8 protein-coding genes are annotated in these 13,591 nt (G+C 68.8%); 4 read left to right on the top strand and 4 right to left on the bottom strand.

Annotated elements, in window-relative coordinates:
* The first annotated feature begins 40 nt into the window (after positions 1-40).
* Positions 41-2,104, top strand: a complete 2,064-nt coding sequence (locus AC1VNM_RS02260; RefSeq protein WP_483105726.1) for a transglutaminase TgpA family protein — start codon at positions 41-43, stop codon at positions 2,102-2,104.
* A gap of 236 nt (positions 2,105-2,340) precedes the next feature.
* Positions 2,341-3,495, top strand: a complete 1,155-nt coding sequence (gene mltB, locus AC1VNM_RS02255) for a lytic murein transglycosylase B (protein ID WP_483109221.1) — start codon at positions 2,341-2,343, stop codon at positions 3,493-3,495.
* Positions 3,496-3,532: 37 nt separating this feature from the next.
* On the opposite strand, the gene AC1VNM_RS02250 is transcribed toward mltB, so the two are convergent.
* Entirely contained in the window at positions 3,533-4,105 is a 573-nt protein-coding gene (locus AC1VNM_RS02250; protein ID WP_483105725.1) for a hypothetical protein, read from the bottom strand.
* Between the two features lie 176 nt (positions 4,106-4,281).
* On the opposite strand from AC1VNM_RS02250, the gene AC1VNM_RS02245 reads away from it, so the two are divergent.
* Positions 4,282-6,414: a glycoside hydrolase family 13 protein gene (locus tag AC1VNM_RS02245; protein WP_483105724.1), complete on the top strand. Its 2,133-nt coding sequence runs from the start codon at positions 4,282-4,284 to the stop codon at positions 6,412-6,414.
* Positions 6,415-6,420: 6 nt separating this feature from the next.
* Here the strand turns inward: AC1VNM_RS02245 and AC1VNM_RS02240 are convergent, their stop codons facing one another.
* The 3 genes from AC1VNM_RS02240 to glk form a co-directional block, all read right to left on the bottom strand.
* On the bottom strand, positions 6,421-6,792 hold the full coding sequence (locus AC1VNM_RS02240) for an XRE family transcriptional regulator (protein WP_377156152.1): 372 nt from the start codon (positions 6,790-6,792) through the stop codon (positions 6,421-6,423).
* A gap of 409 nt (positions 6,793-7,201) precedes the next feature.
* On the bottom strand, positions 7,202-9,994 hold the full coding sequence (locus AC1VNM_RS02235) for a TonB-dependent receptor (RefSeq protein WP_483105723.1): 2,793 nt from the start codon (positions 9,992-9,994) through the stop codon (positions 7,202-7,204).
* A 250-nt stretch (positions 9,995-10,244) separates the two neighbouring features.
* The gene (gene glk, locus AC1VNM_RS02230; RefSeq protein ID WP_483105722.1) at positions 10,245-11,246 is read right to left on the bottom strand and encodes a glucokinase; all 1,002 of its coding nucleotides are present in this window, start codon (positions 11,244-11,246) and stop codon (positions 10,245-10,247) included.
* A 422-nt stretch (positions 11,247-11,668) separates the two neighbouring features.
* Between glk and AC1VNM_RS02225 the strand changes: the two genes are divergently transcribed.
* Positions 11,669-13,582, top strand: a complete 1,914-nt coding sequence (locus tag AC1VNM_RS02225) for a glucokinase (protein WP_431102547.1) — start codon at positions 11,669-11,671, stop codon at positions 13,580-13,582.
* Positions 13,583-13,591 lie beyond the last annotated feature (9 nt).

Here is a 13,591-nt window from a genome sequence, read left to right as displayed (position 1 = left end):
GAATCACCGCCGCGAGACCCGCGATGCGGACGCCGACGCGATGAGCGCTTCCTTCCCTCCGACCGCCGCCGCAGGCGGCTCGATCAAGCACCGCAGCCCCCTGCCGCGCGAAGCGCGCGACACGCTGTTCCTGCTCGCGATCATCGCGGCCACGCTCGTCCCGCACGCCGGCCATCTGCCATGGTGGTGCAGCCTGCTCACCGCCCTGATGCTCGGATGGCGCGCGCGGCTGGCCTGGCGCAGCGAGGCGCTCCCCGGACGCTGGAGCCTGCTGGCCGTGCTCGCGCTCGTCGTCGGCCTGACCTTCGCCACGCACAAGACCATTCTCGGCCGCGAAGCGGGCATCACGATGCTCGCGATGCTGATGGCGCTGAAGACGCTCGAGCTCCGCGCCAGACGCGACGCCTTCGTCGTCTTCTTCCTCGGCTTCTTCCTGGTGCTGACGCAGTTCCTGTACTCGCAGTCGCCGCTGATCGCGATCTGGATGATCGCCTGCGTCTGGGCGCTGCTGTCGGCGCTGGTGCTGGCGCAGATGCCGCAGGGCGTCCCCAGCCTGAAACTCGCCGCGCGCATCGCCGCCCGCAACACGCTGATCGGGCTGCCGGTGATGGTGGCGCTGTTCCTGCTCTTCCCGCGTTTCCCGCCGCTGTGGGGGCTCCCCAAGGACTCGGGCGCGCGCACGGGGCTGTCGGACTCGATGAGCTTCGGCGCCTTCGCGGACGTTGCCGTCGACGACACCATCGCCATGCGCCTGCGCTTCGACGGCGCGCCGCCGCCGCAGCCGCAGCTGTACTTCCGCGCGCAGGTGCTGACGCGCTTCGACGGCAAGACCTGGACGACGCCGCGCGTGACCTGGTCGCCCGGCGACGATGCGCCCGCGCTCCAAGGGCCCGTGTTCCGCTACGAGGTCACGATGGATCCATTGCGCGTGACCGCGATCCCGCTGCTCGAATTCAGTCCCGGTGCCAGCGGGGCACGGCTGCCGCTCGGACGCCTGACCGCGACCCGCGCGCCGCAGGGCCAGTGGCAGGTGCCGCTGCCGGTCGCCGAGGTGCTGCGCTTCCGGCACGAGGCGTGGCCGCGCGCCGCGCCGAGCACCCGCCTCGGCCGGGCCGACCGCAATGAATCCCTGAGCCTGCCCCCGGGCGTCAATCCGCGCGCCCGGGCCTACGGCGCGTCGCTGAACCAGCGCTTCGCCACGCTGGACGAGGACGCGCTCGCCCAGGCGGTGAACCGGGAGCTGCTGACGCAGATCCGCCGCGACGGCTTCGGCTACACGCTGGCGCCGGGCGTCTACGGCGAGACGACGCCCGACGCGATCGACGAGTTCTGGTTCGATCGCAAGCTCGGCTTCTGCGAACACTTCGCCTCCGCCTACGTCGTGCTGATTCGCGCGGCGGGCGTGCCGGCCCGCGTGGTCACCGGATTCCAGGGCGCCGACCCCAACCTGCAGGACGGCGACCTGATCGTGCGCATGAGCCAGGCGCATGCCTGGGCCGAGTTCTGGTCGCCCTCGGGCGGCTGGCAGCGCGCCGACCCGACCGCGGCGGTCGCGCCGGAGCGAGTCCAGGGCCGGCCGCTGCGGCCGGAACCGGGCCTGTTCACGGGCGCGCTCGACCAGTTGCGCCCCGGCCTGCTGACGGACCTGCGCGCCGTCTGGGAGCGGCTCAACAACCGCTGGCAGCAGTCGGTGCTGAACTTCTCGACCGGCGACCAGATGAGCCTGCTCAAGCGGCTCGGCTTCGACAACCCCGACTGGACCACGCTGGGACAGGTCGCCGGCGCGCTGTTGACGGCGACGGCCGTGATCGGCGCCGGCGTGGCCGCGTGGCAGCGGCGGCCGCACGACCCGTGGTCGCGCCAGCGCCTGCGGGTACGGCGCGAGCTCGATCGGCTCGGCCTGCCGACCCGCGACGACGAGACGCCGCGCCGCTGGGCGGCCTCGCTCGTCGAACGCCATGGCGCGCGAGCGGAGGCCGTGGCGGCGTCGCTGTTGCAATTGGAAGCGCAGCGCTATCGCCAGGACCTGGCTGCGGCCACGTCACAATGGCAACGCCTGTTCGCGGCGCAATGCGCCGAGCTCCGGCAAGGCCTGACCCGCTGATCCGCTGATCCGCTTTCCTTCCGCTTTTCCTTCCGCTGCCGTTTCTCCTCCCGATCCGCCGCTCCGCGTCCCTGCATCACCGCCGCGCCCCGCGCGCTCCCGTTCGCAAGACCGCCCGCATGACCGCCCTCCGCCGTACCCGCAGTTCCTCTCCCCGTCGCGTGTTCCTGAGCACGCTCCTGCAGACCGCGATGACCGCCTCGCCGCTGATGGCCGCGCTGGCGGCGACGCCGGCGATGGCGCAGTCGCCGGCACCGGCCGGATCGCAGGCGGCCCCGCATGCCGCGTCGAAGGCCTCCCCCTCGAAGAAGGCGGCGAAGAGGCCCGCGCGCAAGCCGGCCGTGCTGCCGGAGTACGGCGATCGCGCCGACGTGATGGCCTTCGCCGATGCGCAGGCCGAGTCGCTCGGCTACCGGCGCGAGGAACTGCGCGCGGTGCTGGCGCTGGCGCGTCCGCAGCCGACGGTGCAGCGGCTGATCCTCCCGGGACCGCCCGGACAGGCGAAGGACTGGGGCGCCTACCGGCAACGCTTCGTCGAGCCGCAACGGCTGCAGGCCGGTCTCGCGTTCTGGGCGACGCACGAGGCGGCGCTGGCGCGCGCCGAGGCGACCTACGGCGTGCCGGCGGAGGTCATCGCGTCGATCATCGGCGTGGAGACCTTCTACGGCCGCATCATGGGCGGCTTCCGCGTGCTGGACGCGCTGGCGACGCTGAGCTTCGACTACCCCTCGCCGCTGCCGCCGGGTGCGCGCGACCGCAGTCCGTTCTTCCGGGAGGAACTGCGCCAGTTCCTGATCCTGACGCGCGAGAACGGCCTGGACCCGATGTCGATGAAGGGCTCGTACGCGGGCGCGATCGGCTGGGGCCAGTTCATGCCGGGCAGCTGGCGCCGCTACGCGATCGACTTCGACGGCGACGGCCACGTGGACCTGGTCAACAGCCCCGTCGACGCGATCGGCTCCGTGGCCAACTTCCTGAAGGAGCACGGCTGGCAGCGCGGCATGCCGACACATTACGAGGTGCAGGTGCCCAACGACACGGCGGCGCGGGCCCAACTGCTGATCAGCGACGTGCTGCCGCAGCTGGACGCGCGGCAGTTCGAATCGGTCGGCGCGCAGCTGTCGCCGCAGGGCCGCGCGCACACCGGACCGCTGGCGCTGATCGAACTCCAGATGGGCGGCGCCGCGCCGGTGTACGTGGCGGGCACGCAGAACTTCTACACGGTGACCCGCTACAACCAGAGCAGCTACTACGCGATGGCGGTCATCGAGTTCGCCACCACGCTGGCGAGCTGGAGGAAAGCGACGGGGGCGACGGGGGTTACAGGCACAACCGGCACGACCGGCACAACGGGCGCGATGCCGGCGTCGGGCGCGGCGAGCGGGAACTGAGGCCGGCGCTGCCGCGCCGGCCAGAGCGCGCGCTCGATCAGGTCTGCGCGGCGAGCATCGGCGCGAGCCGTGATGTCGATGCCCAGGCGTCGGGCGCGCCGCCACTGAAACCCTCCTGCGGCGCGGCGCTGGCCATCGCCTGCGTCATCTCCGCGACCGAGCGCTTGAAGCGATGCCGCGAGGACACCGAAGCGCCGGTGTTCGGATCGACGTAGTGGGAGTCGATGTACCCGCGGCGCTCCGCGCCCCGGTCGATGGCAGGCGAGCGCCAGTCGTTGTACATGGCCGGCCAATGCCATGACCGCACCTCCGACCAGCGCCCACTGGACTTGCTCCCGACGTCGCGTGCGGTGGCGGGAGCAACGCTTTCGCTGCTGTTGTTGAGCTTCAGCGAGGCCGACTGGAACCAGTTGATGATCTTCCCGGATCCGGGCTGGCGCGATGCTTGCGCGGACCCGTTGACACCCGGTAGTCCGAAGGTCACCTCCCACGGGTTGCGGATCGGCGCGGCGCTGCTCCGCCCGACCAGATGCGGCTTGATCCCGCTCTTTGGTCCGTAGGCAGCGATAGGCTCAGTCATCGCGCGCTGCGCGTCATTGATCGGTTTCATGGCGATTGCACTCCTTCAAAGAGAACTTCGAGACGACCAGCGATGAGGGCACGTCAGTCGGCTGGCCGGAGGCGCAAGTTCATGCGATCCGATCGACAACAAGTCGGGCGCATGACCACCCGGGATGCGGAGGAACACCAGCATCCATCTGCATCGCTTCGCGGTAGCGTTGACCCATGAAAGCCCTGCCTCGTCTTTCCCGCCGCGTGTCGTGCATCGCGCTGCTGATGCCGCTGCTTGCGTCCGGCCAGGCGCCCGCGCCGCAGGCCGCGGAGGCGCCGGCCTCTCCCGCCTCTTCGGCCTCGATGCCCGCCCTGCCGCCCATCGCGGCCAGCCTGCGTTACGACTCACGCCTCGTCGAATTCAAGAAGCCTTTCGGCGCCTTGCCCGCCAAGACCTGGATCGACTTCCAGCTGACCGCCCTGCCCGGCGTCGACAAGCTCGAGCTTGTGATCGAGCGCCGCCGCGTCGAGGGCAATGAGGACCTGATCGCCTACGCCGAAGAAGCCCGCGTGCCGCTGCACAAGGCCGGCGTTGCCGCCGGTCGCGATCGATGGCAGGCGCGCCATCGCTTCGGATCGCCAGGGGTCTACGGCTACTACTTCATCGCCACCATCGGCGGCGCGCGCTACGTCGTGCAGAACAATGCCGACGCCATCTACTGGACCAAGGAGAAGGGCTCGATGGGCCCCGCGGCCATCGCCCCGCTGCCCGAGGGCCCCGATGCCAAGGGGCCGTTCTCGATCCGCCGCTACCGGCAGACGATCCATGCCTCCGACTTCGCCGTGCCGGACTTCGCCCGCGATCTCGTCTACTACTACGTCTTCCCCGAGCGCTTCCGCAACGGCGACAAGCGCAACGACCCGCAGGTCGGGCAGGCGAAGTACCAGGACCACGGCATCGAGCGTCACCCGCGCTGGCTGGACCGGCCGTACAAGCCCGGCAGCGGCGACGGCTCCGATGCGGTCTACAACAACGACTTCTTCGGCGGCGACCTCGCCGGGATCATCGAGAAGCTCGACGATCTGCGCGACCTCGGCGCCAACGCGCTCTACCTGACGCCCGTGTTCCAGGCCGCCAGCAATCACAAGTACGACACCGGCGACTACAAGCGCATCGATCCGGCCTTCGGCAGCAACGCCGACTTCGAACGCCTGACCAGCGAGGCCGGCAAGCGCGGCCTGCGCGTGATCCCCGACACCTCGCTGAACCACGTCGGCGCGGACTCGCCCTACTTCAACCGCTTCGGCAACTTCCCTGCCGGCGGCGCCTTCGACAACGGCAAGCCCAATCCCGCCTCGCCGTATGCGAGCTGGTTCAAGTTCGATCTTTCCAGGAGCCAGCCCGACGAGCAGTACGCCGCCTGGATCGGCATCAAGGACCTGCCCGAACTCGACAAATCCAGCCGCGCGTTCCGCGACTACGCCTTCGGCCGGGACGGCGTGATGCAGTTCTGGCTCGATCGCGGCGCGGCGGGCTGGCGCATGGACGTGGCACCGTGGGTGCCGGACGACTTCTGGCGCGCCTGGCGTGTCGCAGTGAAGCGCCACCAGCCCGGCTCGCTGACGATCGCGGAGACCTGGTTCGACGCGAGCAAGTTCTTCCTCGGCGACACCTTCGACGCGACGATGAACTACATCTTCCGCAACGCGGTGCTGGACTACGCGGCCGGCGCGCCGGCGGACCGCGTCTACCAGAACCTCGAGCTGCTGCGCGAGTCCTACCCGGCGCCTTCGCTGTTCGCGTCGATGACGCTGCTGTCATCGCACGACCAGCCGCGCGCGCTGCATCACTTCGGCGTGCGCGACGACAGCCCGCCGGAGAAGATCGCCGACGGCAAACGCCGCCTGCTGCTGGCGGTCTTCTTCCAGATGACGTATCCGGGTGCGCCGACGATCTACTACGGCGACGAGGTCGGCCTGGGCGGCGGCGAGGACCCGTACAACCGCGCGCCGTATCCGTGGGCCGACGAGGGCGGCCAGCCGGACCTCGCGCTGCGCGACCAGTTCAAGCGCCTGGTGGCGCTGCGACACGCGCAGCCGGTGCTGCGGCACGGCACCCTGTCGGCGCCGCTGTGGCTTGACGAACACGTCATCGTGCTGCTGCGCCAGGACGGCCAGCGCAACGCGATCGTCGCGATGAACAACGCCACGGAGCCGATGCGCGTCGAACTCACGCTGCCCGCCGCGCTGCGCGGCATCCCGTTCATCGATGCGATGACGCCCGGCGCGCCGATGAAGGCGGCGACGAACGGCAAGCTGTTGATCGAGATCGGGCCGATGTCGGGGCGGGTGCTGGTGGGGGATTGATGCGATTCAGGGCGGCGCCTTGATTGGCATGCGAGCAAGGCGCTCGTCAATGGTCGTCCGCTTTCGTACCGATCGCTTCATGGCCACGCGGACGGCGGCTTCAAGAGCGCCCCGGTCGCACTCCGGTGCGGCAAGTCCTGGCAACGCAGAGTCTCTACCGATCAACCAAAGCGCAGTGGCGTAGACGGCCATCGACACCGTCGGATCGCCGCGCTCCATCCTCGCGAGCGTCGGCTCCGACACGCAGATCCGTTGCGCCCAACTCTTCATCGGTTCTTCTCTTCGCTTGCGCGCGATCGCTAGGTTCTCTCCGAGCTCACGCAAGTGCGCGAGCACCGCCGGAGGCATCTGCTCTTTGACTGGTGTGTTCTTTGACATCACATACGTGTGAGTGAAAGCGCCATTTCACCAACGTATATGTTGGTTGGAGGAAAGTGGTGTGAACACCGTGCCACAGCTTGCGTTCTCTGAATGACTAGTCGATGCCCCTCATAAGTTTGGCGACGGAAGTCCTGAGGGGAAATGGCCTCGGGACGTCTTCGAGGACTACCGTCAACGCTTCACTTCTGCACGCGATGTAGCGGAGCGCTTGACGAAGGACGTGGCTCGACTTGTAGCGACGAAAACCGCCGACCGCTGATTGCTGGTCGATCGTGTACACGGCGTGCCAAACGCCGGAGATGCGCGGACACGATCGACAAACAAATGGCCCCGCCCGGCTCACGCCGGACGGGGCTGCATCGTTCGCTGAACCGGACCCGATCGGGCCAGGCGGCTCAGTCGTTCATCAGAACTTGTAAGTCGCGCCGATCAGGTAGGTCCTGCCCCACTTGATGTACTCCAGCGGCCGGTCCTTGGTGGCCGCGTAGGTGCGGTAGGCCTCGTCGGTCAGGTTGTTGACCTGCGCCAGCAGGCCCAGTCCCTTGAGCGGACCCTCGGTGAAGTTGTAGCCGATCTGCGCGTCGACGATGCTCTCGCCGACCACGTAGCGCAGCGTGCGCGCACCGTTGAAGTTGCCGATCTCGCCGATGAAGTCCGAACGCTTGCGCTGGCTGATGCGGGCCTCGAAGCCGTTGGCCTCGTAGTACGCGGTCAGGTTGTACACGCGCTTGGACAGCCCCGGCAGCGTGATGAAGCCCGATCCCACGCTGCTCGCGCTCTCGGGATCCTTGATCTCGATGTTGCTGCTGTTGAAGCTGGCGCTCGCGACGATGCCGAAGCCGTTCAACGACTTGCTGAACAGGTTGAACGGCAGCGAGGCCGTCAGCTCCATGCCGCGCAGCTTGCCGCCCTGGCCGTTGTACGGCGCGGTGTAGGTGCCGGTCAGTTGCGCGTCGGGCTGGCCCGGCTGCGGCGTGTAGCCGGCGACGAAGCGCGAGAAGTCGTAGCGGTCGTTGCCCTGCGTGTAGATGTAGCTGCGCAGGTCCTTGTAGTAGCCCGCCACCGACACGTAGGCCTTGGAGCCGAAGTACTTCTCCCAGGACAGGTCGACCGCGTTGGCGCGCCACGGATCCAGCTCCGGGTTGCCGCCGCTCGCGCCCGGCTTGCCGGTCGTCGCGTCGACGCCGAAGTCCAGCGCGGAGCGCAGCTGGTCCACCTTCGCGCGGGCCATCTGCTTGGCGACGGCGAAACGCAGCGTCTGGTCATCCGTCAGCGACCACGCCAGGTTCAGCGCCGGCAGGTAGTCGGTGTACTTCTTGCCGCCGTTGAGCGGCTTGACCTGCTGGCCCGCCGGGGCCGTGCCGTCGAAGTAGTTCGACTGCGACGACTGGTCCGTGTGCACGACCTGCAGGCCGATGTTGCCGCGCATCGGGATGCCGAAAGCCGTCGAGTCGATGTTGCCCTTGAAGAACACCGTCGCCACCTTCTCCTTCACGTCCCAGGCCTTGGAGATCAGGTAGCTCTCCGTGTCCGTCGGGTTGAAGGTCATGTAGCGGCCGACCGCGCCCGGCACATTCCACGCCGGGATCATGCCCAGACCCGCGAAGCTCAGGTCCACCGGGCTGTACTGGAATTCCGGTCCGATGGGCGTATCGCCCTGCGCGCCGACGTTGATCGCGCCTTCGGGCTGGCGCTTCTTCTTCGACCGGTCGGCGTAGTTCAGGCCGACGTCGAAGTCCGAGAACCAGCCGTTCACCGCCGCCGGCGCCGGCAGGTTGCCCACCAGCTTGAAGCCGGTCAGCTCGTCCTTGACGCTCGGCGTCTTGCCGTAGCCCGAGCCGTAGATCGTGTTCTGCAGGTACAGCAGCTTCGGATCGGCGTAGCTCCGGCCCGGGATGATCTGCGAGAAGTCGCCCGAGCTGAAGGCCAGCTTGACGTCATCCACCGGCCAGCCGCCCGCGCGGCTGAGCTGGGTGTTGTTCTCGAGGTTGATCTCGTTGCGGGTCGCACGCGAATAGTTGACGTCGGCCGTCAGCGACAGGCCGCTCTCGAACTTCAGCTTGTTGTTCCAGCCGGTGGCGACGATCTTGTCATCGCGCTTGTTGTACATGCCGCGGACCAGCGGGTAGGCATTCAGCAGCGTCCCGCCGGTCTGCGTGCCGTTGGCGTTGACCGTCGGGTTGGACCAGTTGAGCGCCGGCGGCGGATTGAGGGTATCAGCGCCGTTCCAGGTCATGCTCATCTCGAACTGGTTGGCCGTGTCCACCGCCTTGGCCTTGGTCCAGAAGCCGTCGACGACGCTGGTCCAGTTCTTGGTCGGGCGGAACTCGACCGTGCCCATCAGCGCGTCGCGTTCGGTCTTGCCGGTGCGGCGCAGCGCCTTGATGCCGCCGGAGTTGTAGGTGCCCGCGGCCAGTCCGGTGCGCGCCGAGGTGTCCCAGGGCTCGTACAGGCCGACCTGCTCTTCCTGCGTCGGCGTTTCCTGGTGCGCGTAGCCCAGCGACACGCCGATGGTGCGGTCGGCGAATTGGTCGATGTAGCTGGCGCTCAGGCGATTGCCGGTGGCGCTGGCGTTGGCGGCCGAGCCCAGCGAGTTGCGCTGGCCGCGCGCGTTCAGCGTCACGACGCGGTTGCTGAAGTTGAGCGGACGGACCGTCTGCATGTCGATCGTGCCCGACAGGCCCTGGCCGACCAGGCCGGCGTCCGGCGTCTTGTAGACGACCACGCCGCTGAGCAGCTCGGACGGGTACTGGTCGAACTCGACGCTGCGGTTGTCGCCGGTGGAGACCAGTTCGCGGCCGTTGAGCAGCGAGGTCGCGAAGTCCGGCGACAGGCCGCGGACCGAGATCACCTGCGCGCGGCCGGCCACGCGCTGGGCCGACAGGCCGGGCAGGCGCGCGATCGACTCGGCGATCGACACGTCGGGCAGCTTGCCGATGTCTTCGGCCGACACGGCCTCGACGATGGAGTCGGCGTTCTTCTTCACCGAGATCGCGGCCTCGATGCCGCGGCGGATGCCGGTGACGGTCACGGTTTCCAGCTGGCGGTCCGCGGCGGCCTTCTCGGCGGCCTGCCGGTCAGCTTCAGTCTGGGCTTGTTGTGCGTGCGCGGCGCCGGCCATCAGGGCCAGCGTCATCAGGCAACCGGCAGCGACGGGCTGCACCCGGAACAACTCGCGCGAGGCGTGCGATGTCTTCATTTGTTTGTCTCCTGTTTGAACGACGGTACCCAACGTTCTGAAAGAATTCTGTACTAAAACTAGATCACGATCCAAGCTCTCGCAAACCCTGGACAACAGGAATCGCAGCTTCCATGGTGGAAAAACGACGAAGTTACTTCGGGTTTCCACGGATAAACATGCAAATTAGGGACGTGAAATGAAAAACGGCGGCCACTCGGGCCGCCGTTGAGAAGTCGTTATGTAGCTGGACTACAACCGACTGTGGCGCTCAGCGCACCGACTGCTCCAACGCGAACGCGGCGCCGGCCAAGGCGGTCAGCGTGTCGGTGATCAGCACGCAGGGCACCGAGGCCAGGTAGGGCGCGAAACGGCCCTTGTCCTCGAAACGCGCCCGGAAGGACGACTGGAAGAAGCGCTCCCCCAGGCGCGGCACGATGCCGCCGCCGATGTAGACGCCGCCGCGCGCGCCCAGCGCCAGGGTGACGCTGCCGGCGAAGCTGCCGAGGAAGGCGCAGAACTGGTCCATCGTCTTCGCGCAGATCGCGTCGCCGGACAGGGAGCCCTCGACGATCTGCTCCGCCGTCAGCCGCTGCGCCGACGGCTGGCCGGCCACGGCCGCCACCGCCGCATGCAGCGTCGGCAGGCCGATGCCGGACAGGAAGCGCTCGGCGGAGACATGCGGGAACTCCTTGCGCGCGGCCGCGAGCAGCTCGCTCTCGTAGTCGTTGGTCGGCGCCAGCGTCATGTGACCGCCCTCGCCCGCCAGCGCAACCCAGCCGCCCGAGGTCTCGATCACGCCGCCCACGCCCAGGCCGGTGCCCGGCCCGATCACCGCCAGCGTGCCGCGCGGCGTCGCCAGCGACGGGCCCGGCACGGCCGCGACCTGGTCCGCGCGCAAGCCCGGCAGCGACAGCGCCAGCGCTTCGAAGTCGTTCAGCAGGCGCAGTTCATCGAGTCCCAGGTCGGCCTGCAACTGGCTGCGCGAGAAGGTCCAGTGACTGTTGGTCAGCTCAATGCGGTCGCTGTTGATCGCGGTGGCCAGCGCCAGCGAGGCCCGCCTCGGCCGCGCCGACACGCCCAGCCCGGCGAGTTCCTTCAGATAAGCCTCGGCCGCGGCCCGCAGCGAGTCATAGTGGGCGACCGGCAGCTTGCGCACGTGCTGGACGCGCTGCCCGGCGCCGTCGACCCAGGCGAAGCGGGCATTGCTGCCGCCGATGTCCGCGACCAGCCACGGATATCCCGCGGCGTCCCCTGTCTGGCTCGAAGCCACACCCTGATCTGCTTGCACTGTTCTTGTCCTGCTGCTGGTTCGGCGGAGTCGCCGGTTCGGCTCGTTGGCGGCGCGTGGCGTGTGTCCGTCGCCGCGCCGGAGGCCGCCCCAATGGCGGCATCCGCGCAAGGTAGCAAAACTACACACATCGCACAAGAGCGAAGTCACCGGGTCGTCGCTCGCCCGCCGCACGATATCAGAGGACGGTTCGACTCCCGTTCGCAAGTGATTGTCAGGGATGGAGTTTTTATTCCCCCGATCCGGCCGCGACGTGTTTATATTGCTGTAGTCACACTACAGCACCGACCGATCCAAGCCGGCAAACCGCAGGCCTGCGGGCGCCTCGCCGCCGCTAGGGCGAACCCTTCCGATCCATCCAGGGCGGCGCGCCATAATCGCCTCCCGGTCACCGCCCCTCCTTCATGCGTGAATTCGACAGTCCCCGGTTGATCGCCGACATCGGCGGCACCTTCGCCCGCTTCGCCCTGGAGACCACCCCGGGGGAGTTCGAGCACATCGCGCTGCTGCGCTGCGCCGAGCACGCCGACTTCCACGCCGCGGTGCGCGCCTACATGGACCGGCTGCCGCGCCAGCTGAAGGTGGCCCACGCGGCGATCGCGATCGCCAACCCGGTCGAGGGCGACCTGGTGCGCATGACCAACTACCACTGGCAGTTCTCGATCGAGGAAGCCCGTCAGCGCCTGGGCCTGGACACGCTGGTGGTCGTCAACGACTTCACCGCCCTGGCGATGGCCCTGCCCCGGCTGCACGGCAGCGAGATCCGGCAGATCGGCGGCGGCGAGCCGCGCGCCCACAGCGTCATCGGCCTGCTGGGCTCGGGCTCCGGCCTGGGCGTCTCGGGCCTGATCCCCGCCGGCGACGGCTGGATCTCGCTCGGCTCCGAAGGCGGCCATACCAACTTCGCGCCGCGCGACGAGCGCGAGATCGCGCTGCTGCGCTTCGCCTGGAACGAGTACGAGCACGTCTCCTTCGAGCGCCTGCTGTCGGGGCCAGGTCTTGAGCTGATCCATCGCGCGATGGCGGACTACCTGAAACGTCCGTCGGAGCCGCTGAGCGCGCCCGACATCACCGCGCGGGCGCTCGAGGCCGCCGACCCGGTCTGCGAGGCGACGCTGGACCTCTTCTGCACGCTGCTGGGCACCGCCGCGGCCAACCTGGCGGTGACGCTGGGCGCGCTGGGCGGCATCTACATCGGCGGCGGCATCGTGCCGCGGCTGGGCGAGTACTTCGACCGCTCGCGTTTCCGCGAACGCTTCGAGGACAAGGGCCGCTTCACCGACTACGTCGCCGCGATCCCGACCTTCGTGATCACGGCCGAACACGCGACCTTCAAGGGCGCCTCGGCGATCCTGGAAGCGCAGCTGCGCAGCCTGCAGACCAGCGGCGGCGCCTCGGCGATCGTCAGCCAGATCCGGCGCGCGCGCGACGGTCTCTCGCCGGCCGAGCAACGCGTCGCGGACCATGTGCTGGCGCATTCGCGCAAGGTGCTGAACGACCCGATCGCGGAGATCGCCCGCGCGGCCAGCGTCAGCCAGCCGACGGTGATCCGCTTCTGCCGCTCGCTGGGCTGCGAGGGCCTGTCCGACTTCAAGCTGCGCCTGGCCTCGGGCCTGACCGGCACGGTGCCGGTCAGCCACACGCAGGTCACGCAGGACGACTCGATGGTGGAGCTGGGCGAGAAGGTGCTGGGCAACACCGCCTCGGCGATCCTGCAGGTGCGCAGCCAGCTCAACCGCGACATGATCGACCGCAGCATCGAGCTGCTGCTCAAGGCCTCGCGCATCGAGTTCTTCGCCATCGGCCATTACGGCGTCGTGGCGCAGGACGCGCAGTTCAAGTTCCTGCGGCTGGGTGTCGCCTGCAATGCGTATGTCGAGCCGCGGCTGCAGCTGCTGGCCGCGCAGACGCTCAAGGCCGGCGACGTCGCCGTGCTGATCAGCAGCAGCGGCAAGCTGCCCGAGCTGATCGCGGTGGCGGATGCCGCGCGCGAACGCGGCGCGCATGTGCTGGCGATCACGGCGAGCCAATCGCCGCTGGCGAAGAAGGCCGACGCGGCGCTGATCGTCGACCACGTGGAGGATGTCGCCACGCACCTGCCGATGATCAGCCGCATCCTGCACCTGCTGGTGATCGACATGCTGGCGGTGGGCGTCGCGATGCGACGCGACAACGCCGGCGCGGCCGGACTGGCGCTCGGCGCGGCGCATCCGGAGCTCGACGAGACCGACGCGGACGGCCGCCCCAGCGCGCGCCGTGCCGCGCCCGGGATCAGCCTGGCCTCGCCGCTGGCGAAGCTGACGGCGCACAGCCGCTGAGCCTGCGCG

Source organism: Mitsuaria sp. MSU3D (genome assembly GCF_056867975.1).
Note: the sequence above shows the minus strand (reverse complement) of the source record. Positions and strands in the feature narration are given on the sequence as shown.

What these genes read in the sequence shown, in the direction of transcription:
- AC1VNM_RS02245 (WP_483105724.1), top strand. Translation starts at nt 4,282, where the DNA reads ATGAAAGCCCTGCCTCGTCTTTCCCGCCGCGTGTCGTGCATCGCGCTG.
- AC1VNM_RS02235 (WP_483105723.1), bottom strand. Translation starts at nt 9,994, where the DNA reads ATGAAGACATCGCACGCCTCGCGCGAGTTGTTCCGGGTGCAGCCCGTC.
- AC1VNM_RS02260 (WP_483105726.1), top strand. Translation starts at nt 41, where the DNA reads ATGAGCGCTTCCTTCCCTCCGACCGCCGCCGCAGGCGGCTCGATCAAG.
- mltB (WP_483109221.1), top strand. Translation starts at nt 2,341, where the DNA reads ATGGCGCAGTCGCCGGCACCGGCCGGATCGCAGGCGGCCCCGCATGCC.
- AC1VNM_RS02250 (WP_483105725.1), bottom strand. Translation starts at nt 4,105, where the DNA reads ATGAAACCGATCAATGACGCGCAGCGCGCGATGACTGAGCCTATCGCT.
- AC1VNM_RS02240 (WP_377156152.1), bottom strand. Translation starts at nt 6,792, where the DNA reads ATGTCAAAGAACACACCAGTCAAAGAGCAGATGCCTCCGGCGGTGCTC.
- AC1VNM_RS02225 (WP_431102547.1), top strand. Translation starts at nt 11,669, where the DNA reads ATGCGTGAATTCGACAGTCCCCGGTTGATCGCCGACATCGGCGGCACC.